A 23,058-nucleotide genomic window follows, 5' to 3' on the forward strand; every position below is an offset into this window, starting at 1 on the left:
GAGACAACCATGACATTCAATCGCAGACAGTTCACTCAGGCCACGGCCGCGCTGGTGGCATCGGGCACGGCACCGCTGGTGTTCGCGGCCGACACGCTCAAGATCGGCTACGTGTCGCCGCAGACCGGCCCGCTCGCGCCCTTCGGCGAGGCCGACAAATGGGTCATCGAGCAGATGAAGAGCGCGTTCAAGGACGGCATCAGCGTGGGCGGAAAAAAGTACGCGGTGCAGATCGTGCTGAAGGACAGCCAGTCGAACCCCAACCGCGCGGGCGAGGTGGCGAACGACCTCATCCTGAAAGACAAGGTCGCGCTGGTGCTCACGGCCGGCACGCCCGAAACCGCCAACCCGGTGAGCGACGCCTGCGAGCTCAACGAGGTGCCCTGCATCTCCAGCGTGGTGCCGTGGCAGCCGTGGTTCTTCGGCCGCAAGGGCGATCCGGCCAAGGGCTTCAACTGGACGTACCACATGTTCTGGGGCCTGGAAGACGTCATCGCCAGCTACACCAACGGCTGGAAGACGCTGGCCACCAACAAGAAGGTGGGCGGCCTGTTCCCGAACGACGGCGACGGCAACGCGTGGGGCGACAAGGAGCTGGGCTTTCCCAAGCCGCTCGCGGCGATGGGCTTCACGCTGACCGACCCGGGGCGCTTCCAGAACGGCACGCAGGACTTCAGCGCGCAGATCGCGGCGTTCAAGAGCGCGGGCGTGGAAATCGTCACCGGCGTGGTGATTCCGCCCGACGCCAAGACCTTCCTCACCCAGGCGCGGCAGCAGGGCTTCAAGCCGAAGATCATCACGCTGGGCAAGGCGCTGCTGTTCCCCGGCGCGATCGAGGCGCTGGGCGAGCTGGGCGACGGCCTGTCGACCGAGGTGTGGTGGAGCCCGTCGCACCCGTTCACGTCCAGCCTCACGCAGCAGAGCGCCAAGGCGCTGGCCGAGGCCTATGAGGCCGGCGTGAAGAAGCAGTGGACGCAGCCCATCGGCTTCGCGCATGCGCTGTTCGAGGTGGCGGCGAATGCGCTGTCGCGGTCGAAGTCGCTCAAGGCAAGCGACGTGCGCGACGCCGTGGCCTCGACGTCGATCAATTCCGTTGTCGGCCCGGTGAAGTGGGGCGGGCAAGGACCCTTCAAGAACGTCAGCAAGACGCCGCTGGTGCTCGGCCAGTGGGGCAAGGGCAAGAAGTACAAGGTCGAGCTCACCATCGTGAACAACGAGGCGGCCACGAACATTCCCACCGGCGGCACGCTGCGGCTGCTCTGAAAAGAACGCCATGGCACTGCTGGCACTGCATGGCGTGAGCAAGTCCTACGGCGCGCTCAAGGTCACCGACGGCATCACGCTCGCGGTCGCCGAGGGCGAGACGCTGGGCATTCTCGGGCCCAACGGCGCGGGGAAGACCACGCTGTTCAACCTGATCTCGGGCGATGCGCGCGTCGATGCGGGGCGCGTCGAGTACGCGGGGCGCGACGTGACGCGGCTCAAGCCGCACCAGCGCTGCCACGCGGGCATCGGCCGCAGCTACCAGGTGCCGCAGCCCTTCGGCAACATGAGCGTGTTCGAGAACCTCGTGACGGCCGCCTGCTTCGGCGGGCAGCAGACCGAGCGCGAGGCGTGGAAGACCGCGCATGAAGTGCTGGAGCAGACGGGGCTGATGGCGCATGCCAACAAGCCGGCCGGCGGGCTCACGCTGCTGGACCGCAAGCGGCTCGAGCTGGCGCGCGCGCTGGCGACGCGGCCGCAACTGCTGCTGCTCGACGAGATCGCGGGGGGGCTCACGGAGCCCGAGGCGGCGGTGCTTGTCGACGAACTCAAGCGCATCAAGGCGCGGGGCGTGACCATGATCTGGATCGAGCATGTGGTGCATGCGCTGCTGTCGCTGGCGGACCGGTTGTTCGTCATCAACTTCGGGCAGAAGCTGGCGGAGGGGGAGCCGCGTGCGGTGATGAACGATGCGGAAGTGCGGCGGGTGTACATGGGGATGGAGGCATGAGCGCGCCGTCTTGCCTCCGGTGTTGTTCCCTCTCCCGCTTGCGGGAGAGGCCCAGGGTGAGGGCGGCGGCGTTCGACGTGCTGCGTGCCTTGCCAGTGCCGCCGACCCTCACCCCAACCCTCTCCCCAAGGGGAGAGGGAGCAAGAAGGGAGGGGCCGTACAGATGAACTCGCCGCTGCTCGACACCCACACCCTCAAGGCCTTCTACGGCGACGCCCAGGCCCTGTTCGGCATCGACTTCACCCTGACGCAGGGCGAGCTCGTCGCCATCATCGGCGCCAACGGCGCGGGCAAGTCCACCTTCCTCAAGAGCCTCACGGGCCTGGTGCGCGCCCCCCTTGAAGCGATCCGCTTCAAGGGCGAACCCATCGGCGGTCTCGCACCGGGCGACATCGTGCGCCGTGGCCTCGCCATGGTCCCCGAGGGCCGCCGCCTGTTCCCCAGCCTCAGCGTCGAGGAGAACCTGCTCATGGGCGCCACCGCGAAGCGCAAGGGCCCGTGGAACCTGCAGCGCCTGTATGCCCTGTTCCCGATCCTTGCCGAGAAGCGCCAGCAGCCGGGCACGTCGCTGTCGGGCGGCCAGCAGCAGATGGTCGCACTCGGCCGCGCGCTCATGAGCAACCCCGAGGTGCTGCTGTGCGACGAGCTGTCGCTCGGCCTCGCGCCCATCGTCATCCGCGAGATCTACGCCGCCATGCCCACCATCACCGGCGAAGGCATGACCGTCGTCATCGTCGAGCAGGACGTGACCATGGCGCGCCAGGTCTCGCAGCGCATCTACTGCTTGCAGGAAGGCCGCGTGTCGCTCGAAGGAAAGTCGAGCGAGCTCACGCGCGAGCAGATCTCGCAGGCCTACTTCGGCATCGAGGCCGCCCATGCTTGAAACCCTCGTGCAAGGCGTGCTGCTCGGCGGCCTCTACACGCTGTTCGCGCTGGGCCAGTCGCTGATGTTCGGCGTCATGCGGCTCACCAACACCGCGCAGGGCGACTTCATCATCCTCGGGGCGTTCGCGGTCATCGCGGGTGTGTCGCTCGGCGGCGACGTGGCGCCCTGGCTGGTCGCGCTCGCGGTGTTGCCGGTGGCCTTCGGCTTCGGCTACGCGCTGCAGCGCTACGTGCTCAACGGCACGCTGGGCAAAGACCCATTGCCCTCGCTGGTCGTTACTTTCGGGCTGTCGATCGTCATCCAGAACCTGCTGCTCGAGCTGTTCTCGGCCGACCCGCGCGCTATCGAGACCGGCGGGCTCAACACGCAGGGCGTGGCGCTCGGCGATTCGCTCTCGCTCGGCGTGCTGCCGCTCATCGTGCTGGCCATCGCGGTCGTCGCAACGGGCGCGCTGCAATGGCTTTTCGCGCGCACGGCGCTGGGTCGGTCATTTCGCGCGGTGTCCGACGACCGCGAGATCGCCGAGCTCATGGGGCTCGACGCGAAGAAGGTCTACGCCTTTGCCACGGCCATCGCGTTCGTGCTCATCGCCATCGCAGGCGCCCTGCAGGGCATGCGCACCACCGTGTCGCCTTCGGACGGCCCGCTGCTGCTGCTCTTCGCCTTCGAGGCCGTGATCATCGGCGGCATGGGCTCCTTCTGGGGCACGCTGGCCGGCGCGATGATCCTCGGTGTCACGCAGCAGATCGGCTTTCGGCTCGACCCGGGCTGGGGCATCTGGGCCGGGCACATCGTGTTCCTGGTGGTGCTGGTGCTGCGCCCGCAGGGGCTGTTTCCCAAGACACGTGGATGAACACGCGGAAGAACCCGATGACGAACATGCCCCCGCCCCTCATCGCCGTCGAACGTGCCACCGCCGCGAGCCGCGCCGCGCTGGTCGTGGGCATCGCCCTGGTGCTCGTCGCGGCCAGCCTGCCGTTCTGGAGCGAGTCGAGCTGGATGCGCGAGTTCGTCGAAATTGCCTGCTACTTCATCTTCGCGATGATGTGGAACCTGCTCGCCGGCTACGGCGGCATGGTCAGCATCGGGCAGCAGGCCTTCTTCGGCTTCGGCGGCTACGTGATGCTGATGCTCGGCAACTTCGCGGGCCTCAACCCTTTCGTGGCGATACCGCTGGGCGCACTGGCCGCGGGGCTCGTTGCCATACCCGTGTCATTCGTCGCCTTTCGCCTGTCGGGCGGCTACTTCGCCATCGGCACCTGGGTGATCGCCGAGGTGTTCCGACTGAGCTTCGCCAACGTGTCGGCGGTGGGCGGCGGCTCGGGCACCACGCTCACCGCGCTGCGCGGCATCGACAAGGCCACGCGCGAAAGCACCACCTACTGGATGGCGCTGGCCTGCGTGGTCGCGGCCGTCGCGCTGGTGTACCTGTTCCTGCGCAGCAAGCGCGGGCTGGCGTTGCTGGCCATTCGCGACAACGAGGTGGCGGCCGAATCGCAGGGCATTCCGGTCGCGCGCATGAAGCTCGCGGTGTACGTGGTCGCGGCCTTCGGCGCGGGCCTGGCGGGCGCGCTGTACTTCGTGGGCAACCTGCGCATCAGCCCCGACGCGGCTTTCAGCGTCAACTGGACGGCCTTCGCCATCTTCATGGTGGTGATAGGCGGCATCGGCCGCATCGAGGGGCCGCTGGTGGGCGCGCTCATCTTCTGGGCGCTCAACAAGTTCCTGAGCGACTACGGCACGTGGTATTTGCTGGGCCTGGGCCTGCTCGCCATCCTGGTGACGCTGTTCTTCAAGCAGGGCCTGTGGGGCTACGCGCAGCAGCGCTGGGGCTGGTCGCTGTTTCCCACGCAGCGCAAATTGCTGCAGCACGCCCGGCCTCTGTGAGAGCTGCGTTGAAGCCTTCTGCCTGACTTGCGCGGCGCCGCCCGATCCCGTAACGTCTTGTAAGTGCTGCGGTCAGTTCGCCGTCAGCCTACGCACCGGCATTCGCCGGTGTTTCACTCTCTGGAGTCATCTTGACGATCACCAAACGCCGCCTGCTCGAAGGCGGCGCGGCAGCCGTTGCCGCCTCGCTGCTGGCGAAGGCCTCCTGGGCGCAGCGCGCCGCTTCCTCTTCCGCTTCTTTGCCCTCGTCTTCCAGCGGCGACATCGCCTGGCCGACCAAGCCCGTGCGCATCCTCGTGGGCTTTCCCGCTGGTGCATCGCCCGACCTCGCTGCCCGCGCCGTGGCCGAACCGCTGTCGAAACTGCTGCGCCAGCCGGTGGTGGTCGAGAACAAGCCCGGCGCCAGCGGCAACACCGTGGCCAACCTGGTGGCCAAGGCCACCGACGATCACACCATCGGCGCGCTGATCAACGGCAACCTCACCATCGCCAAGCTGCTCAACCCGTCGCTGCCCTTCGACCCCGAGAAAGACTTCGCCCCCGTCGGCCTCATCGGCACCGCGCCGCTGGTGCTGGTGGTGTCGGGCAGCGCCGAAGGCAAGACCGCGGCCGACCAGTTGCTGTGGGTGCGCAACCTCGGCAGCGCCGGCAAGTACGGCACGCCGGGCGTGGGCACTGTGGGCCATCTGGGCATGGAGCTCATCAAGAGCCGCGCCGCCATCACGGCGCAGCACAAGCCCTACACCGGCAACCCGCAGGTCATTGCCGGCCTGCTGGCCAACGAGGTCCAGCTGGCGCTGCTGCCGCCGGGCCTGGCCCTGCCGCACATCAAGTCGGGCAAGGTGAAGGCCATCGGCGTGACATCGCCCGAGCGCAGCGCGCTGGCGCAAGAGCTGCCCACCCTTCGCGACGCCGACGTGCGCGGCGCCGACCTGGAGATCTGGACCGCGCTGGCCGCGCCCGCCGGCATGAAGCCCGCCGCCGTTGCCAGGCTCAACGCGGCGCTGGTCGAAGTGATCAGCTCCAGCGACGTGAGCCAGGCCCTGCTCAAGACCGGCTGGCAGGCGCAGCCCGGTTCACCCGACACGCTGGCCAAGCGCATGCGCGCCGACACCACGCGCCTGGGCGGCGTGATCATCATGAAGGGCATTCACTCGAACAGCTGAGCGGTGTACCGCAGCTACAGCAGCTGCGACACCCGCTGCGCCGCGCTCACCAGCGCGGGCAGCATCGTCTCCTGCATCACCTTCGCGCTGGTGCGGTTGGCCTGCCCGCTGATGTTCAGCGCCGCCACCATGCGGCCCTGCTTGTTGACGATGGGCGCGGCCACGGAGATGAGGCCTTCTTCCAGTTCCTGGTTCACCAGGCACCACTGCTGCCTGCGGGCCTGCGCCACCTTGGCCATGAGCGCGTCGACGTCGGTCACGGTGTGCTTGGTCATGGCCTCGATGTTCGAGGCTTCGAGGCGCGCGCGCACCTCGTCGTCTTCAAGGTCGGCCAGCAGCAGGCGGCCCAGCGACGTGCAGTAGGCCGGCAGGCGCGAGCCCACGCCCAGGCTCATGCGCATGATCTTCTGCGTGGGCACGCGCAGCACGTAGACGATGTCGGTCGCGTCCAGCACGGCCGCCGAGCAAGACTCCTGCACCTGCTGCACCAGCGCCTCCATCACCGGCTCGGCGCGGTTCCAGATGGGCATGGACGACAGGTACGCGAACCCCAGGTCGAGGATGCGCGGCGTGAGCGTGAACAGCTTGCCGTCGGTCACCACGTAGCCCAGCGTCTGCAAGGTCAGCAGGATGCGGCGCGCGCCGGCGCGGGTGAGCCCGCTGCCGGCCGCCACCTCGCTGAGCGTCTGGTGCGGCGCACTGGCGCTGAACGAACGAATGACCTGCAGGCCGCGCGCGAACGACTGCACGTAGGTGTCGCCGGGGGCGGGTGTGTCGGCTTTGCCGATGGTTCCGGGTCGTGTCGCGTGGGTTGCCATGGTGAGCGTTCCTCTCTAGAATTCATTATACGAACAAATGTTCTTTAGACGAACAAATCGAGCCTTCGCAGAATCTGGCAGTTCGCAGGCTGCGGTTGGGTTTCTTCTTCTTTCCCCTCACCCGGAGACAAGCTTCATGATCAACAAGATCGCGCGCTCGGTCGCGGATGCCCTGGCAGGCATTCCAGACGGCGCCACGGTTCTCATCGGCGGCTTCGGCACCGCCGGCATTCCCAACGAACTCATCGACGGCCTCGTCGAGCAGGGCGCCCGCGACCTCACCGTCGTCAACAACAACGCGGGCAACGGCGAGACCGGCCTCGCGGCGCTGCTGAAGGCGGGCCGCGTGCGCAAGATCATCTGCAGCTTTCCGCGCCAGGCCGACAGCCAGGTGTTCGACGGGCTCTACCGCAGCGGCAAGCTCGAGCTGGAGCTCGTGCCCCAGGGCAACCTGGCCGAGCGCATTCGCGCCGCGGGCGCCGGCATCGGCGCCTTCTTCTGCCCCACCGGCTACGGCACGCAACTGGCGGGCAACCGCGAGACCCGCGAGATCGACGGCAAGCAGTACGTGCTGGAGTACCCCATTCACGGCGACGTGGCGCTCATCAAGGCCGAGCGCGGCGACCGCTGGGGCAACCTCGTGTATCGCAAGGCCGCGCGCAACTTCGGCCCGGTGATGGCCATGGCCTCGAAGAAGACGGTTGCCACCGTGCACGACATTGCCGAGCTCGGCACCCTCGACCCCGAGACCATCGTGACCCCGGGCATCTTCGTGCACCAGGTGGTGCGCATCGAACGCGTGGCGACCCAGGCCGGCGGTTTCAAGAAGGCAGCATGACCATGACTTACACCCGTCGCACCAAGGACCAACTGGCTGCCCGCGTCGCGCAGGACATCTTCGACGGCGCCGTCGTCAACCTCGGCATCGGCCAGCCCACGCTGGTGGCCAACCACCTGCCCCAGGGCCGCGAGGTCATCTTGCAGAGCGAGAACGGCATTCTCGGCATGGGCCCCGCGCCCGAGGCCGGCGAAGAAGACTACGACCTCATCAACGCCGGCAAGCAACCCGTCACGCTGCTGCCGGGCGGCTCGTTCTTTCACCACGCCGACAGCTTCGCGATGATGCGCGGCGGCCACCTCGACATCTGCGTGCTCGGCGCGTTCCAGGTCTCGGCCACCGGCGACCTTGCCAACTGGCACACCGGCGAGAAAGACGCCATTCCCGCCGTCGGCGGCGCGATGGACCTCGCCATCGGCGCCAAGCAGACCTGGGTGATGATGGATTTGCTCACCAAGCAGGGCGCAAGCAAGCTGGTGAAGGAATGCACCTACCCGCTGACCGGCATCGGCTGCGTGAAGCGCGTGTACTCCGACCTCGCGACGCTCGAATGCACGCCGCAAGGTTTGAAGCTCGTCGACCTCGTCGAAGGCCTCACCCGCGAAGAACTCGAGAAGCTCGTCGGCCTGCCGATCGCAGCCTGATTCCATTTCAAGACATCACAGAGACACACCATGACCAATCAAGCCTTCATCTGCGACGCCGTTCGCACCCCCTTCGGTCGCTACGGCGGTTCGCTCAGCAGCGTGCGCACCGACGACCTGGGCGCCGTGCCGCTGCGCGCGCTGATGGAACGCAACAAGAACGTCGACTGGCAGGCCGTGGGCGACGTGCTCTACGGCTGCGCCAACCAGGCCGGCGAAGACAACCGCAACGTCGCGCGCATGTCCGCGCTGCTGGCCGGCCTGCCGATCGAACTCGGCGGCGCCACCATCAACCGCCTGTGCGGCTCGGGCCTGGACGCCGTGGGCACCGCCGCACGCGCCATTCGCGCCGGTGAAGCCGGCCTCATGATCGCCGGCGGCGTCGAAAGCATGAGCCGCGCGCCCTTCGTCATGCCCAAGGCCGAGAGCGCCTTCAGCCGCAACAACGCCGTGTACGACACCACCATCGGCTGGCGCTTCGTCAACAAGCTCATGAAGGCGCAGTACGGCGTCGACTCCATGCCCGAGACGGCCGAGAACGTGGCCACCGACTACAAGATCGGCCGCGAGGCGCAAGACCTGATGGCGCTCAACTCGCAGCTGCGCGCCGTGGCCTCGCAGAAGTCGGGCTTCTTCGACGCTGAAATCGTGCCCGTGTCGGTGCCGCAAAAGAAGGGCGACGCCCTCGTCGTCGACAAGGACGAGCATCCGCGTGACACCACGCTGGAGGCGCTGGCCAAGCTCAAGCCCATCGTGCGCCCCGACGGCACCGTGACCGCCGGCAACGCCAGCGGCGTGAACGACGGCGCCTGCGCGCTGCTGCTGGCCGACGAAGCCAGCGCCGCCAGGCATGGCCTCACGCCGCGCGCCCGCGTGGTCGGCATGGCCACGGCCGGCGTCGCGCCGCGCGTGATGGGCATCGGCCCCGCGCCGGCCACGCAGAAGGTGCTGGCGCTGACCGGCCTGACCATCGACCAGATCGACGTCATCGAGCTGAACGAAGCCTTCGCCGCCCAAGGCCTGGCCGTGCTGCGCCTGCTGGGCCTGAAGGACGACGACGCCCGCGTGAACATCAACGGCGGCGCCATTGCGCTGGGCCATCCGCTGGGCGCCAGCGGTGCGCGCCTGGCCACCACCGCCATCAACCAGCTGCACAAGAGCGGCGGGCGCTATGCGCTGTGCACCATGTGCATCGGCGTGGGGCAGGGCATTGCGCTGATTCTCGAACGCGTCTGACGCGCAAGGCATGACCTTCCCCTCGCGCCGCGTCGTTGTTGCTTCTTCAACCACCCGGCGCGAGATGCTGCTGGGCATGCTGTCCGCAGCAGCCCTGCCGGCCTTCGCGCAGGGGCCGCAGGGCGACGCCACCAAACCCATCCGCATCGTCGTTCCCTTCGCCCCCGGCGGCGGCAACGACGTGTTCGCGCGCCAGATGGCCAAGGGCCTGGGCGAACTGCGCAAGCAGGCCGTCGTCGTCGACAACAAGCCCGGTGCCGGCGGTAACCTGGGCACCGGCGAAGTGGTGCGCAGCGCCGCCGACGGCGCCACCTTGCTGCTGGGCCACACCGGCACCGTGTCGATCAACCCCGCGCTCTACAAGGGCCTGAAGTTCGACCCCCGCAAAGACCTGGCGCCGGTCGCCATGTTCGCGTCGTCGGCCCTGGTGCTGGTGGTGCCCGCCAGCTCGAAGATCCGCACCCTCGCCGACCTGGTGAACGAGGCGAAGACGAAGCCCGGCGCCATCGACTACGCATCGAGCGGAAGCGGCACCGGCGGCCACCTGAGCGGCGAGTTCTTCGCCGAGCGCACCGGCACCAGGCTCACCCACATTCCCTACAAGGGCACCAACCCCGCGTTGACCGACCTCGCGGGCGGGCAGGTGCACATGATGTTCAGCGTGATCCCGCCCGCGCTGGCCTTGGTGAAGGGCGGCCGGCTGCGCGCCATTGCCGTCACCAGCGCCAAGCGGCTGCCTTCGTTGCCCGACGTGCCGACCGTGATGGAGTCGGGCTTGCCCGCGCTTGCGGATTTCGAGAGCACGCTGACCTACGGCATCCTCGCGCCGCGCGGCACGCCTGCCGCGTTCGTCAACGACCTGGCGGCGCAGATGCTGAAGGTGGCGGGGGAAAAGGAGTTTCAGTCGCGGCTGGACGTGGAAGGGGCCGTGCCGCTGCTGGGCGGGCCGGCTGAATATGCGGCGCTCATTGCCCGGGAGAGCGGGAAGTGGGCCGCGATCGTGAAGAGTTCTGGCGCGGTGGTGGAGTAGCCACTACAGCCGAAAAGCAAGAAGCCGCGAAAACCAATCGAAGAAACGCGGCCGGGAAAGTTTCAAACCAAGAGAACCGAAAGAAGAGGATCAGAGCATGAAGAAGACGAACACAACGCGCCGCAGCGTCGGCCTGGCCGCGCTCGCGCTCGCGCTCGCCACCGCCGCGCTGGTGCCCGGCACCGCATCGGCGCAGCAGCCACAGGCCTTTCCGACCAAGCCCGTGCGCATCATCACGCCGTTCCCCGTGGGCGGCGGCCCCGACGGCGTGGCGCGCATGGTGGCCGACAAGCTCTCGCGTGCCTGGGGCCAGCCGGTGGTGGTGGAGAACCGACCGGGCGGCAACGGCTTCATCGCCATCGACGCCTTCAAGCGCGGCGCCAAGGACGGCCACGACATCATCGTGCTCGACAACGTGCACCTGGCCGCGTACCCCGCGCTGTTCAAGAAGCTGCCCTACGACACCGCCAAGGACTTCGACGCGCTGCTGCCGCTGTTCAAGACCTACTTCTTCTTCACGGTCGCGACCAACAGCAGGTACAAGACCGTGGGCGACCTGATCGCCGACGCCAAGGCCAACCCCGGCAAGCTCGACTACGGCTCGTGGTCGGTCGGCAACCCGGTGCACCTGGGCTCCGAGCTCTTCGAGTCGGCCACCGGCACGCAGATGGAGCACGTCATCTACAAGGAGACCACGCAGCTGTACACGTCGGTGGCCACGGGCGAGCTGGCCTTTGCGCTGGGCAGCAGCGCCACGGCCGGGCCGCTGCAGCGTGCGAACAAGCTGCGCTTTCTGGCAGCGGCCGCGCCGCAGCGCGTGGCGGCGTTCCCCGATGTGCCGACGGTGTCGGAGTCGGGCGGTCCGAAGGGCTTCGAGGTGATCGGGTGGAACGCGATCGCGGTGCCCAAGGGCCTGCCTGCGTCGGTGACGGAGAAGATCAAGCGCGACATCGAGAAGGGCCTGGCCGAACCCGATGTGCTGGAGAAGTTCAAGAGCTTCGGGTACGAGCCGTTCCCGACGACGCGGCCGCAGTTCGATCAGTTCGTGGCGAGCGAGACGACGCGGTTCACGGATGTGATTCGCAAGGCCAACGTGTCGCTGGATTGATTGGGTAAAGTTGCATGTGCCGTGCCGCAGTTCATAAGCGACGTGACAGCGGATATCTGTTGAAGCGCTGCGCGAAAATCTAAAAGCTATGAAGATCGCAATATTGGTGAAAGAGTGGCCGCTAGCGACTTCAGGTGCGAATGTTTTCATGCACATGAAGTCATAATTTCATGTCGTAAATCATCTAGCCGGATCAATCCTCATATGGCCGAAGTGAAAGAAGCTCTTCCCGTCACGCCTACAGTCATTCAGTGGGCAAGGGAGCGTGCGGGATTTTCGATAGAAGATGCCAGCAAGGCTTTCAAGAAGATCGCTGCATGGGAGGCGGGTGAAGCAGCGCCCTCATACCCTCAACTGGAGCAGATGGCGGAAAAATTTAAGACGCCGGTCGCCGTCTTTTTCTTCCCTACCCCTCCCGATGTGCCAAGTGTCGAGAAGTCGTTCCGCACCCTTACGGCTGCAGATTTCGCCGCCATTCCGCGCACTGTTCGACTGTTTCTCAGGCGTGGGCAGGCCATGCAGCTAAATCTGGCGGAACTAAACGACGGCAAGAACCCGGCCCCTAGGCTCATCACGCGCGACATTAAAGTTTCATCCCAGACTTCGCTTGATGCACTCGCCTCAGAGATCCGCAAGTATCTCGGTGTCACCATTGAACAGCAGGCCAGCTGGAAAAGCACTGACAAGGCAATGGAAGCTTGGCGCGACGCTTTCGCCCGAGCAGGAATCTATGTTTTCAAGGACGCTTTCCACGCCAAGACCTACTTCGGTTTCTGTCTCTATGACGATCAGTTTCCAATCATCTACGTCAACAACAGCTGCCCGAAATCACGCCAAATATTCACGCTTTTTCACGAGCTAGGACATCTGCTTTTTCATACCAGCGGTATCGACGTTCTCGACGACGACTTCATTCATCATCTACCGGCGAACGAGCAGAAGATTGAAGTGATCTGCAATGGGTTGGCAGCGCGATTGCTGGTGCCTGACGATGTCTTCGAAAAACTAATGCAAAGCAGGGTGGCCGACCGTGACACCGCAGCACAGCTAGCCGCATATTTCAGCGTCAGCCGCGAGGTGATTTATCGCAAGTTGCTTGATCGCAAGCTGATCGATGCGGCCGAATACAGCGCAGCGGCAAAGTTCTGGGAGAGTCAGGTAAAGCCTGCCAAAGAGTCGAGTGGCAATTTCTATAACAGCCGCTATGCCTACCTCGGACCGCGATACATAGATCTAGCCTTCACCCGATATTACCAACATCGCTTCGACGATCTGCAACTAGCGGAGTACTTAAACCTTAAGCCGAAAAACCTGCAGACATTTGCAGAGAAGTTCGCGGGAGGTGGACTCTGATGTACGTCTTGGACACCAACGTCATTTCGCACCTACACAAGCACTACTACCGCTCGCGCTTCGTGTCTTTATGGAAGAATTTTGATGGATTGGTTGTAGCTGGCAAGATCACGTCGACGCGAGAGGCTTACAACGAGCTTCATGATGGCGCCGGTGCTGACACTGACTGGGCCAAGGACAATGCCAAAATTTTCGCCACACCGGACGCGAAGGAGGGAGCATTCGTCGCCAAAATCTACTCAGTGCCACACTTCCAGGCCAATATCGAGAGGCAGAAGATCATGCGTGGTGGACGCAACGCAGATGCCTTCATCATCGCTCGTGCGGCTGCTGTCGGCGGTACGGTTGTGACCAAGGAAAAGCTTAAGCCCAACGCCGTGAAAATCCCGAACATCTGCGAGTATTTCAAGGTTCCTTACCTAGATCTCGAAGGCTTCATGGAAAAGGAAAACTGGACCTTCTAACGGAGGCAAAAACTCTTGCCGTGCGCCTGTATTTGCCCATCGTTAAAATTGAAGATCGAACACGTTCAGTTCTTCTCTCTCGCTTTAGCCGCATATTTGATATTGCGCAAATTTTGATGTGGCAGCTTGGAATCAGTGGCAAGGTCACTTGGCGACTTCTCTCAACAATGGTGAGAAAGATACCGCTCCACCTGTTCTTAAAGTCCCCAGTCCCGTAACACGCAGGCACATAGCCCGCCCGGTGGGAAGCAGGGAAGAACCAACGCAGGAACAAGTATTTGGCTTCAATCCGCGCGGCTGAAATGGCGTTTATGCCTGCTGCTGGACCGCTGTGCGAAAAGGGCGAACGCTCGTCTCGCAAGGCTGCTTCTGCGATCTTCCCCAACCCTCCGGCAACGCATGCAGCACCGCCTTCGCATCGAGCGAGCCAATCGCCACCGAGGTGTCCGCCGGAATGCGCCCTTGCGCCAGCATCGCCTCGTAGCGCAAGGCGCACACGCGCAGAAAAGACGCGAAGTTGCCGACCTCGCCGCGCGCCGCGACCAGCTCGTCGTACAGCCGCTCGATGAGCTGCACCACGACCATGCCGTCGCGCTGCGCGATTTCCTCCAGCACCTGCCAGAACAGGTTCTCGAGCCGGATGCTGGTGACCACGCCGTGCAGCCGCACCGAGCGCGTGCGCGCGTCGTAGCTCTGCGGGTCGGCGCTGATGAAGACTTCGCACATGCGGCCTCCTGTGTGGGATGGTGGGCGACGCACGCACTGTAGCGCCGCCCACCGTTTCATCAATGTTCGATGCGCGTACCGAGCACCACCAGAAACTGCGCGAGCCACGCCGGGTGCGCGGGCCACGCAGGCGCGGTGACCAGGTTGCGGTCGGTCACGGCCTGGTCGACCGGAATGCCCATGTACTCGGCACCGGCCAGCTCCACCTCGACCTGGCACGCCGGGTACGCCGACACCTTGCGGCCCTTGAGCAGGCCCGTGGCCGCCAGCAGTTGCGCGCCGTGGCACACGGACGCCACGGGCTTGTCGGTCGCCAGAAAGTGCCTGGCGATCTCGACCACGCGGCTGTGCATGCGCAGGTACTCGGGCGCGCGGCCGCCGGGAATGACGAGCGCGTCGTAGGCCTCGGGCCGCACGTCGTCGAAGTTGGCGTTCAGCGTGAAGCGGTGGCCCGGTTTCTCGCTGTAGGTCTGCGCGCCCTCGAAGTCGTGGATGGCGGTGTGCACCCAGTCGCCGGCCTTCTTGTCGGGCGCCACCGCGTGCACCGTGTGGCCCACGGCGAGCAGGGTTTGAAAGGGCACCATGGTTTCGTAGTCTTCGGCGTAGTCGCCGCAGAGCATGAGGATCTTGCGAGCCATCTGTGTTGTCTCCTTCGAACGAGGTTGAAATGCGGCCCGGCGCTGGCGCGCGGGCCGTCGCCGCATTATTCGAAGGCGCAGGGCACAGCGGGTAGCAGCCGGCTGTGACGGTGAGTCGAGTGGGCAGACGCGCAAAAGACCCAGCGCACCAGACCGCGGCAGCTATCAGAAATTCGCCCGCGCTGCAGTGCGGGTGCAAGAGCCCGTTCGCGCCTGGGGCCGTCACGGATCTGCCTTTTGCCTTGACTAGCCTTGCTCAGGGTTTTCCCGCATCTCCGGGACGACTCCATCCAAACAGCCAGACAACTCACAGAAAAGACGAACCATGAAGACCACCCAACTCGCCCTCGCCGCCGCCGTCGCCTTGCTCGCCGTCGCTTCCGTCAACGCCCAGCAACGCACGCGCGAAGCTGTCGAAGCCGAAGCCATCGCCGCCGCGCATGCGCCGAACCAGAACGTCACGCGCGGCTCGCGCGGTGCCGACCCCTTCACCTCCACGGCCGATGCCGAGGCTGTCTACAAGCAAGCCGTGGACACGGCCCACGCGCCCAACCAGAACGTGACGCGCGGCTCGCGTGGCGCCGACCCGTTCACGTCGCAACGCGACCCGGCCCAGGTCTACCAGGAAGCCATGGCCACGGCCGCGGCACCCGACCAGAACGTGACCGGCGGCTCGCGCGTGAACAGCAAGGTCATCTCGACCATGCAGAACCCCGTGCTGCAGTCCGCACAAAGCAAGTAAACAAGTAAGTCGTCGAGCAAGCCGGGCGCCGGTCAACCTCGGCCCGGCCCGGGTCGGCCGCTGCGCAAGCGCCGCGCGGGCTCGGCCTGGTGCAGATAACCGGTGAAGGTGTCGGGTGGCGACGCGCCGGTCAGCCGCGTCATGATGCGGCCGACCTCGCCCCGGTGGTAGCCCGCATGGGTTACCACGTGCGCCAGCATTTCCTCGCGCGTCATGCGCCCCGGGCTTGCGTCGGTGAACGTGAACTCGATGGGCTGCGCCAGTGCTTCCGGGCCCAGGCTCGCGACATGGTCGATGTACCAGCCGTCCGTTTGCCTGACCGCCCGCGCCAGTTCTTCCAGCGGCGGTGCTTCCCGCTCGCCCGTGGCCGTGTACCCGTGCGGCACCTGCTGGAGATTGGCAACGAAGATGCGGTCCACGATGCAGGCGTGGTCGAAGACCAGCATCGCCGTGCGGTACGCATCGGGCGGGCCGCTTTGCTGCAGCGCGGCCAGGCCCGCCAGCAGGCCCTCGTCTGCCCAGGCCTTGTAGCGATACAACGAAGTCAGCAGCGTCTGCGCACTCATCACAATCTCCTCTTGAACAATGGAATGCACACTGCGCGTTTCATGACGATTCACCGCGAGCGTGCGGTCTCATTCTTGAGTGGAGCCTCGAACTTGGGTACTCGCATTCCCCCACAGCGCCGCACCATGCGCAAGACACCGCTGCAGCAGCGTTCGCGCGTCACGGTGGACACGATCGTCGAGGCCGCAACTCGCGTTCTGGCGCGCCGCGGATGGGCCCGCTTCACCACCAACGAGATCGCCGAGGTCGCCGGTGTCAGCGTCGGCTCGCTCTACCAGTACTTTCCGAACAAGCTGGCCCTTGCCGAGGCGATCCGGCAGCGCCACCTCGACGAAGTGCTTGTGGCGCTGGCGGGGCCCGGTGAAGAAGAACCCGTCACGCTCGAGCGGCGGGTGGCGCGCTTCGTCGACGGCGTCGTTGCCGCGCACTCGATCGACCAGGTGCTGCACCGCGTGCTGGTCGACGAGGTGCCGCTCGCGCCGCGCTCGACCTACCCGGAGTTCGAGGCGGAGTACCGGCGGCGTTACCGGGCGCTGGTGACCGAGAGCGCGGGGCCAAAGCCCGATGCCGATGCCGATGGCGACACCGCCGCCCGCATGCTTTCGTCGGCGGTCGAAGGGGCCGTGCATGCGGCGGCACGCCGTGGTGACCTGGCCGCGCCGGCCATGCGGAGCGAACTCGTCAGGCTGGTGCTGGCTTACCTGCGCGACCGCCGGCAGAGCCGCGAATGACCGGCGCGCCACGGCATCCTTGCGCCGCGGCTCGCGGGCGGGTCGGTAGACAGAATGCCCCGACAGTGAACACAATGCCGCCGGCCCTGTTCCCACTCTCCCCTGAAAGGTCATCGCGATGAAAAAAGTGCTCGTGCCCGTCTGTCTGGCCCTGGCCCAGATGATGGTCGTGTCGGTGGCGTCCGCGCAGTCTTCCGGCGAAGCGGACCCGTCCCAGGGAAAGGCCATGCCGTCGCCGCCCACCACGCGCGCAGAGCGCACCGAGGCGCGCAAGGAGCGCCGCGTTGAAGGCGCCGCCGCAGCGCGCGGACCGCAGATACAGGAGGGCGAGGTTCGCCCGACCACCGGGCCGAAGATGACAAGGGAGCAGCGGCGTGCCGCATCGGCCAAGCGCCGTGCCGCGAACCGCGAGGCCATGAAGGCGGGCCAGATGTCGCGCGGAGGCAGCGGCGACGCGCCTGAAAAGCAGAAGAAGCCCTGAGCCGCAGGGCTCGGGCGCCGGTCAAGGGCTCAGGCGCAGGCCCGGGCCGATCGCGACTGCAGCATCGCCAGCATTCGAGCCTCTTCCGCGTCGCGCAGGCTCTTGGCAGCGCGGTTGGCGGCATATGACACGTAGAGCGTCTCGATCGCCTTGCCCCAGCACTGCGGCGTCTGGTAGAAGCTGTCCGCGCTTCCGGGCACCGACGGCACGGCGTACCCGGCCTTGCGCAGGATGTTGGCTTTGTGTTCGGTGCTGAGCATGCGGTGGGCCTCGGTCGATGTTGCAGGCAACGATAGCCACGCCGCACGGCATGCGCCATTGGCTACATGACGTATCCGGATGTAGGCAAATGCCTCTGCGCAGGCACTTTTGCGCCTTGGCGCTACGCCAGAAGAATTAGGCCGCGTCGCGCGATTGCCACACCAGGGTGGCGGCGGCCAGGTCTTCCAGCGCACTGCCGACGGCCTTGAACACGGTGCGTTCGGTGTCGCTGGCCCGGCCACCGCGCTCGCCTCGGCACAGGCTGGCCAGCGTGCCTTGCACTTCTTGCGCACGCAGCGTGCCGGCCGCCATCGCGTCGAGCAGGTCGCCGGATTTCTGCAGCGCCTCGTCGGTGTCAACGAAGGTGCGCGCGCCAGCAAAGCACTGCACGTCGGCCTCGCGCATGGCGGGCGTGAAGCTGCCGATCAGGTCCAGGTGCGAGCCCGGCGCCAGCCAGTCGCCGCGCACCAGCGGCGCGGTGGCCAGCGTGGCGCAGCTCACGATGTCGGCCTGGCGCACGGCCGCTTCCAGGCCGGGCCCGGCAACGGCCTGTGCGTTCCAGCCCTCGGCGCGCCATTGCGCGGCCAGCCCCTCGGCGCCTTCGGGGCGGTGGTTCCACACCCGCACCTCGTCGATGGGCCGCACGCTCGCCTGCGCGGCCGGCAGCATGCGCGCGATGCGGCCGGTGCCCAGCACCAGCAGGCGGCGTGCATCCGGCCGCGCCAGAAACGACGCACCCAGCGCCGACGCGGCCGCCGTGCGGCGCGCGGTGATCTCGTTGCCGTCCATCATCGCCAGCGGCACGCCGGTGTGCGCGTCGTACAGCACGTAGGTCGCGTGCAGGCCGGGCAGGCCGTGCGCGCTGTTGCCCGGAAAGATGTTGATGGTCTTGATGCCCAGGAAGCCCGCGTCGCTCCACGCCGGCATGATGAGCACGGTGCCCTTGGTGGTGCTCTGCATGCCTTGGCCGCTGTCGTCTTGCGTGGCCGTCTCGATGCCGTGCACGTGGCGCGGCGGCACCTGGGCCTGGCCTGCGAAGGCGGCGCGCAGTGCGGGCACCAAGCGCTCGAAGCCCAGCGGGGCGCGCGTGGCGGCTTCGTCGAAGTGTTTCATCGTCATTGCTGCAAGGGGTGCAGGGCCGCGTCGAAGAAATCGATCAGCGCCTTGCGGTAGGCGTGGCCGAAGCGCTGCCCCGTCATCGGTTCCAGGTGGCCGGCGCCCGGCACTTCGATCAACCGCTTGGGCTCGCGCGCATCGGCCAGCAGGCGCCGCGAATGCTCGACGGGAATCACCTGGTCCGCCGTGCCGTGGATCAACAGCAGCGGAATGGGCGACACGGCCGCCACGTACTTCGACGCCGCGTACGTGTCGCTCACGAACAGGCCGGCGCCCTTGAACTTGTCGTTGGCGATCGACGAGTACGAATAGAAGGTCGACTCGATGGCCGCCGCCTTCACACCCGCGCGGTTGCCCGAGCCCACCACCGCGATGGCGTTGGTGCCGCCCAGGCTCTGGCCGAAGACGAAGAGCCGGTCGGGGTCGACGTCGGCGCGCGTGCGCACGTAGTTCAGCGCGGCGTTCGCGTCCTCGAACACGCCCTTGGGCTCTGGCTTGCCTTCGGACTGGCCGTAGCCGCGATAGTCGAACACCAGCACGTTGTAGTCCCGCTTCGGCAGCCAGGCCACGAAGCGCCAGTGCGTGCTCATGTTCTGCGCGTTGCCGTGGAAGTGCACGACGGTGCCCTTGGCCTCTTTCGGGTTCTGGCGGCCTTCCGCGGGCAGGAACCAGCCGCTCAGGCGCGTGCCGTCGGCGCTGGCGAACTGCACGCTCTCGTAGCGCACGCCGAGCGCATCGGGCGTTTCGTAGCGCACGCTGTCGGGGTAATAGAACATCGACTGCACGCAGCCCGCCAGCAGCAGCGGCAGCGTGCACAGCGCCAGCTTGCCGCACCAGCGGCGCACGGTGCCGCCCGTCATGGCTTTGCGCCCTGGCCTGCGGCGCGGTTCTCGGCGAGCATGTTGCAGAACAGCGCTCCCTGCTCGATGGCGTCGTCCAGCGCCACGTGCGTGTGCGGCAGCTTGTCGAACCAGCGGCGCGGCATCGCGCGCTTGGTGCTGTCGCGGTAGTCGAGCTTGAGCATGGCCATGGCGAAAGACTTCATGTCGAGCGCCGAATGGCTGAAAGGGCTCTCGCCCGCGAAGCGCATCAGGTACCAGTAGACGAACAGAAAGTCGAAGCCCGCCGGGTAGGCCACGAACACCGGCCGCGGCCTGGGGGCGCCGGGTGCCGCGGGCAGGCCATCGAGCCAGGCCACGTAGGCCTTCATGGCGTGCGCGGGGTCTTGCAGATCAGAGCGGCAGGCGGCCCAGGCCTCGGGCTGGGTCTGCCACCACGCGGCGGTCTTGGGGTCGGCCTCGGCGCCGGGCAGGGTGTGCAGGTTGGCGCTGAACGTGGAGACCAGTTGCTTGTCGGCGGTGTAGGCGGCCGAGCCGAAGCTGAGCATCGAGTGCGGGCCGGGGATGGGGCCGTCGGATTCGACGTCGGTGCTGATGTAGATCTCGGTCATGGTTTCAGTCGATGCGCACGGCTCAGGGCGTGGCTGGGGGCAGTCGGAACACATGCATGTCTTGCCAGCGCCCGCTCGAGTTTTCGATCAACGTGACTTCGGTGCAGGTCGCATGCACGGCGCCCGATGCAGCCAGCCGCGCCTGCAGTTCGACAGACGCTTCCTCCGCATGCCGCGCATCGCCATGGGCCACGGACAGATGTGGAATCACGCCTTCATGTTCGCCGCCGTAGGGCAGGAAGCCCGGAAAGGCCGCCACCAGCGCCAGCGTCATGGCGACGAAGGGCGCGGCCGGCTCCGGTGCCAGGTACGCGGTCTCGGGAAAGCGCCCGACCTTGCCCAGGGAGAACGCGAACGAAGGCGTGCGTTGCAGCGCGCGGTCCGCGCGCTCGATCACGTCGGCGGTGACCAGGGAAGGGTCCATGAACGGCACCAGCACCGTGATGTGCGCCGGCACCCCCAGCGCCACGGTGCGGTCGAAGCGGCGTCGCAGGTCCCCGGCCAGCGGCTCGGCCGCGGGCACTTTCACGACGAATGCGGAGATGGCCATCGGGTCGTAGGATAGCTAGTCTGCGTGAACGCAGACACCGGAGTGCTCTTCATGGCACGCATGCGCTTCATCGGTCCGGCTTTCTCCTTGAATGTCTGTCGCGTCGGTAGGGAGCGCCGACTCCGTCAGCGGCCGACCTGGTTCCAGTCGAGCCCGTGCTTGACGAGGTACTTGCGCAGCCGGTCCGCATCGTTCACCACGCTGCGCTGTTCGCGCGAGGCCTGGAAGAGCTCGCGGCCCGCATCGCTCAGGCTGCGAGACTGGCGGCACACGCGCACCACCGACTCGAGCTGCAGCCGGTCGAACAGGTCGAGCGCGGCGCTGCGCTCTTCACCGAGCAGCGCGTCCAGGTCGACATCGCCATCGCTCCCGCCCCATCCCTCATGCGCGGCCGCCGGCCCTTCGCGCTTCCACAGCCAGCGCAGCCGCGCGATCTCCGCCTCCACCAGCGCCACCGCAATGCGCCCGCCGTCGGCCAGCGTGGCCAGCCGCGTGACGCTGGCCGACAGGTCGCGAAAGTTGCCGCTCCACAGCGCCTCGGCGCTCTGCGCGAAGCGCAGGTAGGCCGCGCGCGCCTCGGCGTTGAAGCGCACCACGCGGTGGTTCTGCGTGGCGTGCAGGGCCAGCAGGTGGTCGATGTTGGGCTCGATGTCCTCGGGCCGCTGCGCGAGGCCGGGCAGGTCGTAGGTCCAGAGGTTGATGCGCGCGAACAGGTCTTCGCGAAAGCGCCCCTGCGCCACGTCGCGGCGCAGGTCGCGGTTGGTGCCGGCAATCAGTTGGAAGTCGCTTTCCACCTCCTTGTCGGCGCCCACGGGGAAGAAGCGCTTTTCTTCGATGGCCTTCAGCAGCATCGCCTGCTCGTCGGGCCCGAGCTCGCCGATCTCGTCGAGAAACAGGGCGCCCTGGTGCGCCGTGCGCAGCAGCCCGGGCCGGTCGCTGGCCGCGCCGGTGAACGCCCCCTTCTTGTGCCCGAACAGGGTGGAGGCCGCGCCGTCCCCGCGCAGCGTGGCGCAGTTCACTTCCACGAACGGCCCGCTCATCTGGTGGCGCGCCTGCTTCAGCTCGAACATGCGCCGCGCCAGAAAGGACTTGCCCGCGCCCGTCGGCCCCACCAGCAATATCGGCGCGCGCGAGCGCACGGCCACATGCTCGATTTCGTCGATCAGCGTGTTGAAGCGCACGTTGCGCGTGGCAATGCCGCTTTTCAGGAACGCGACCGCATCGCGCTGCTCCGCGCCGAAGCGCTGCGCGATCACGTCGTAGCGCGACAGGTCGAGGTCGATCAGCGTGCACTTGCCGGGCTCGCCTTCGCGCTGGCGCTTCGGCGGCGAGGTCTGCGCGAGCACGCCCGGCACCACGCGCGACTCCGACATCAGGAACATGCAGATCTGCGCCACGTGCGTGCCGGTGGTGATGTGCGTCCAGTACTGCTCGCGCTCGGTGTCGAAGGGGTAGGCGCGCGCCCAGTCGTACAGGCGCGTGTAGACCTCGCCGAAGTCCCACGGGTCGGCCAGCTCGATCTGCAACAGGTTGACGGTGGTCTCCGGCGACACCGACACGATGTCGGCCTTCACCACCTCGGCCAGCGCCTTGTGGCGCAGCGTGTAGAGCAGCTCCATGCGCGAGACGACCATGTCCTCGTGCTGCGCGAGCGAGACGGTGGGGCGCCACTTGTTCCAGCGGCCCGCGCCCTGGCCGGCGTCGAGCTGGGTGCCTAGAAAACCGATGACGACTGTTGGCTTCATGGATATAAAACTAGCTGAATTTATATGGACTATGGAAATAGTAGCGGCAGAACTTGATGTGGCGCCCGTGCGGGGAAAAGAAAATGTCTATGTATATCAATGACTTTCCTTGGTTCGAGCGTGGTTTCATGGCCGTTTTGCCACGCCTGGCACGCCTGCTGCAATAGAAGACTTGTCCGGATGCAGTTCATCCGCTCGAGGTGCCGCATCAAAGCGGCCCGGTGCCGCAGACCAGACCTGTCTTGGGTCGGCGGTATGCCGCGGCTGAACTGGCTGGCAGCTGAACTTGATTCAGTTCTGCTCATGGTTGAGCACCGTGCTGACCGCACGGCGTTGTGGGTTCGATTCCCGCGAAAAAACCCGGCGGTGCCTGCACCGCCATCTGACGGGGCGAAAGCCCCCCGCCCCGGCACACCGGAGCGTGCGGCGCAGGGCAAGGAGGCCCTGCGGGTGCGCGACACCGTGCCAAGCGCAGGCGGCTTGCGCACCGCGTGTGCGGCAAGGAACTGCGTGCAGTCATCGCGCGGCGGTGGGAGGTGACGGCGTTGCACACGCGACGCCGGGAGGCACTTGCCAGGCCGCGCGACCGCTGCACGACAGCCTGGCCTCCCGCTGTGCCCGCCGCCTG

26 protein-coding genes are annotated in these 23,058 nt (G+C 66.6%); 16 read left to right on the forward strand and 10 right to left on the reverse strand.

Annotated elements, in window-relative coordinates; all coding sequences use genetic code 11:
• Nucleotides 1–9: 9 nt before the first annotated feature.
• The 6 genes from ACSFA5_RS27930 to ACSFA5_RS27955 all read left to right on the forward strand — a co-directional run bounded on the left by ACSFA5_RS27930 (nt 10) and on the right by ACSFA5_RS27955 (nt 5,932).
• Complete coding sequence (locus ACSFA5_RS27930) at nt 10–1,263, forward strand: ABC transporter substrate-binding protein (protein WP_435447299.1); 1,254 nt, start codon at nt 10–12, stop codon at nt 1,261–1,263.
• 10 nt (nt 1,264–1,273) lie between these two features.
• Nucleotides 1,274–1,993: an ABC transporter ATP-binding protein gene (locus ACSFA5_RS27935; protein WP_435447300.1), complete on the forward strand. Its 720-nt coding sequence runs from the start codon at nt 1,274–1,276 to the stop codon at nt 1,991–1,993.
• A 163-nt stretch (nt 1,994–2,156) separates the two neighbouring features.
• Nucleotides 2,157–2,876, forward strand: coding sequence for an ABC transporter ATP-binding protein (locus tag ACSFA5_RS27940; protein ID WP_435447301.1), 720 nt, complete (start codon nt 2,157–2,159; stop codon nt 2,874–2,876).
• Nucleotides 2,869–3,732, forward strand: coding sequence for a branched-chain amino acid ABC transporter permease (locus ACSFA5_RS27945; protein WP_435447302.1), 864 nt, complete (start codon nt 2,869–2,871; stop codon nt 3,730–3,732). The genes ACSFA5_RS27940 and ACSFA5_RS27945 overlap by 8 nt, the downstream gene beginning before the upstream one ends.
• A 17-nt stretch (nt 3,733–3,749) precedes the next feature.
• On the forward strand, nt 3,750–4,766 hold the full coding sequence (locus ACSFA5_RS27950) for a branched-chain amino acid ABC transporter permease (RefSeq protein ID WP_435447303.1): 1,017 nt from the start codon (nt 3,750–3,752) through the stop codon (nt 4,764–4,766).
• A 131-nt stretch (nt 4,767–4,897) separates the two neighbouring features.
• Nucleotides 4,898–5,932, forward strand: a complete 1,035-nt coding sequence (locus ACSFA5_RS27955) for a Bug family tripartite tricarboxylate transporter substrate binding protein (protein WP_435447304.1) — start codon at nt 4,898–4,900, stop codon at nt 5,930–5,932.
• Nucleotides 5,933–5,946: 14 nt separating this feature from the next.
• Here the strand turns inward: ACSFA5_RS27955 and ACSFA5_RS27960 are convergent, their stop codons facing one another.
• Entirely contained in the window at nt 5,947–6,750 is an 804-nt protein-coding gene (locus ACSFA5_RS27960) for an IclR family transcriptional regulator domain-containing protein (RefSeq protein ID WP_435447305.1), read from the reverse strand.
• A gap of 136 nt (nt 6,751–6,886) precedes the next feature.
• Here ACSFA5_RS27960 and ACSFA5_RS27965 point away from each other — a divergent pair, with 136 nt between their 5' ends.
• The 7 genes from ACSFA5_RS27965 to ACSFA5_RS27995 all read left to right on the forward strand — a co-directional run bounded on the left by ACSFA5_RS27965 (nt 6,887) and on the right by ACSFA5_RS27995 (nt 13,423).
• A complete protein-coding gene (locus ACSFA5_RS27965) occupies nt 6,887–7,588 on the forward strand; it encodes a 3-oxoacid CoA-transferase subunit A (RefSeq protein ID WP_435447306.1) in 702 nt (233 codons plus the stop codon).
• Nucleotides 7,585–8,232, forward strand: coding sequence for a 3-oxoacid CoA-transferase subunit B (locus tag ACSFA5_RS27970; RefSeq protein WP_435447307.1), 648 nt, complete (start codon nt 7,585–7,587; stop codon nt 8,230–8,232). Before ACSFA5_RS27965 ends, ACSFA5_RS27970 begins: the two co-directional genes overlap by 4 nt.
• A 30-nt stretch (nt 8,233–8,262) precedes the next feature.
• A complete protein-coding gene (gene pcaF / locus ACSFA5_RS27975; RefSeq protein ID WP_435447308.1) occupies nt 8,263–9,468 on the forward strand; it encodes a 3-oxoadipyl-CoA thiolase in 1,206 nt (401 codons plus the stop codon).
• A gap of 10 nt (nt 9,469–9,478) precedes the next feature.
• The gene (locus tag ACSFA5_RS27980; RefSeq protein ID WP_435447309.1) at nt 9,479–10,498 is read left to right on the forward strand and encodes a Bug family tripartite tricarboxylate transporter substrate binding protein; all 1,020 of its coding nucleotides are present in this window, start codon (nt 9,479–9,481) and stop codon (nt 10,496–10,498) included.
• Between the two features lie 97 nt (nt 10,499–10,595).
• On the forward strand, nt 10,596–11,606 hold the full coding sequence (locus ACSFA5_RS27985) for a Bug family tripartite tricarboxylate transporter substrate binding protein (protein WP_435447310.1): 1,011 nt from the start codon (nt 10,596–10,598) through the stop codon (nt 11,604–11,606).
• A gap of 204 nt (nt 11,607–11,810) precedes the next feature.
• The gene (locus ACSFA5_RS27990; protein WP_435447311.1) at nt 11,811–12,959 is read left to right on the forward strand and encodes an ImmA/IrrE family metallo-endopeptidase; all 1,149 of its coding nucleotides are present in this window, start codon (nt 11,811–11,813) and stop codon (nt 12,957–12,959) included.
• Between the two features lie 8 nt (nt 12,960–12,967).
• Nucleotides 12,968–13,423, forward strand: a complete 456-nt coding sequence (locus tag ACSFA5_RS27995; protein ID WP_435447312.1) for a PIN domain-containing protein — start codon at nt 12,968–12,970, stop codon at nt 13,421–13,423.
• Between the two features lie 309 nt (nt 13,424–13,732).
• Here the strand turns inward: ACSFA5_RS27995 and ACSFA5_RS28000 are convergent, their stop codons facing one another.
• Nucleotides 13,733–14,149 carry a ribbon-helix-helix domain-containing protein gene (locus ACSFA5_RS28000; protein WP_435447313.1) on the reverse strand — a complete coding sequence of 139 codons (417 nt, stop codon included), beginning with the start codon at nt 14,147–14,149 and terminating at the stop codon, nt 13,733–13,735.
• A 59-nt stretch (nt 14,150–14,208) separates the two neighbouring features.
• Nucleotides 14,209–14,787 (reverse strand): DJ-1/PfpI family protein, encoded by a 579-nt coding sequence (locus ACSFA5_RS28005; protein ID WP_435447314.1) that lies wholly within the window; start codon nt 14,785–14,787, stop codon nt 14,209–14,211.
• A 325-nt stretch (nt 14,788–15,112) separates the two neighbouring features.
• Between ACSFA5_RS28005 and ACSFA5_RS28010 the strand changes: the two genes are divergently transcribed.
• Nucleotides 15,113–15,529: a hypothetical protein gene (locus tag ACSFA5_RS28010; protein WP_435447315.1), complete on the forward strand. Its 417-nt coding sequence runs from the start codon at nt 15,113–15,115 to the stop codon at nt 15,527–15,529.
• 32 nt (nt 15,530–15,561) lie between these two features.
• Here ACSFA5_RS28010 and ACSFA5_RS28015 read toward each other — a convergent pair whose 3' ends face one another.
• Nucleotides 15,562–16,095, reverse strand: a complete 534-nt coding sequence (locus tag ACSFA5_RS28015) for a DinB family protein (protein WP_435447316.1) — start codon at nt 16,093–16,095, stop codon at nt 15,562–15,564.
• A 126-nt stretch (nt 16,096–16,221) separates the two neighbouring features.
• On the opposite strand from ACSFA5_RS28015, the gene ACSFA5_RS28020 reads away from it, so the two are divergent.
• Both ACSFA5_RS28020 and ACSFA5_RS28025 read left to right on the forward strand, forming a co-directional pair.
• On the forward strand, nt 16,222–16,827 hold the full coding sequence (locus ACSFA5_RS28020) for a TetR/AcrR family transcriptional regulator (RefSeq protein WP_435447317.1): 606 nt from the start codon (nt 16,222–16,224) through the stop codon (nt 16,825–16,827).
• 118 nt (nt 16,828–16,945) lie between these two features.
• Nucleotides 16,946–17,308: a hypothetical protein gene (locus ACSFA5_RS28025; RefSeq protein ID WP_435447318.1), complete on the forward strand. Its 363-nt coding sequence runs from the start codon at nt 16,946–16,948 to the stop codon at nt 17,306–17,308.
• 29 nt (nt 17,309–17,337) lie between these two features.
• Here the strand turns inward: ACSFA5_RS28025 and ACSFA5_RS28030 are convergent, their stop codons facing one another.
• The 6 genes from ACSFA5_RS28030 to rtcR form a co-directional block, all read right to left on the reverse strand.
• Complete coding sequence (locus tag ACSFA5_RS28030) at nt 17,338–17,568, reverse strand: hypothetical protein (RefSeq protein ID WP_435447319.1); 231 nt, start codon at nt 17,566–17,568, stop codon at nt 17,338–17,340.
• Between the two features lie 136 nt (nt 17,569–17,704).
• Complete coding sequence (gene lhpI, locus ACSFA5_RS28035) at nt 17,705–18,682, reverse strand: bifunctional Delta(1)-pyrroline-2-carboxylate/Delta(1)-piperideine-2-carboxylate reductase (RefSeq protein ID WP_435447585.1); 978 nt, start codon at nt 18,680–18,682, stop codon at nt 17,705–17,707.
• A 2-nt stretch (nt 18,683–18,684) separates the two neighbouring features.
• On the reverse strand, nt 18,685–19,545 hold the full coding sequence (locus tag ACSFA5_RS28040; protein ID WP_435447320.1) for an alpha/beta hydrolase: 861 nt from the start codon (nt 19,543–19,545) through the stop codon (nt 18,685–18,687).
• Nucleotides 19,542–20,135, reverse strand: a complete 594-nt coding sequence (locus ACSFA5_RS28045) for a 3'-5' exonuclease family protein (protein ID WP_435447321.1) — start codon at nt 20,133–20,135, stop codon at nt 19,542–19,544. The genes ACSFA5_RS28040 and ACSFA5_RS28045 overlap by 4 nt, the downstream gene beginning before the upstream one ends.
• A 22-nt stretch (nt 20,136–20,157) precedes the next feature.
• Nucleotides 20,158–20,685 carry a 2'-5' RNA ligase family protein gene (locus tag ACSFA5_RS28050; RefSeq protein WP_435447322.1) on the reverse strand — a complete coding sequence of 176 codons (528 nt, stop codon included), beginning with the start codon at nt 20,683–20,685 and terminating at the stop codon, nt 20,158–20,160.
• A 125-nt stretch (nt 20,686–20,810) separates the two neighbouring features.
• On the reverse strand, nt 20,811–22,430 hold the full coding sequence (gene rtcR, locus ACSFA5_RS28055; RefSeq protein ID WP_435447323.1) for an RNA repair transcriptional activator RtcR: 1,620 nt from the start codon (nt 22,428–22,430) through the stop codon (nt 20,811–20,813).
• Nucleotides 22,431–23,058 lie beyond the last annotated feature (628 nt).

This window comes from Variovorax monticola, from assembly GCF_051216855.1.
Lineage (GTDB): Bacteria > Pseudomonadota > Gammaproteobacteria > Burkholderiales > Burkholderiaceae_C > Variovorax.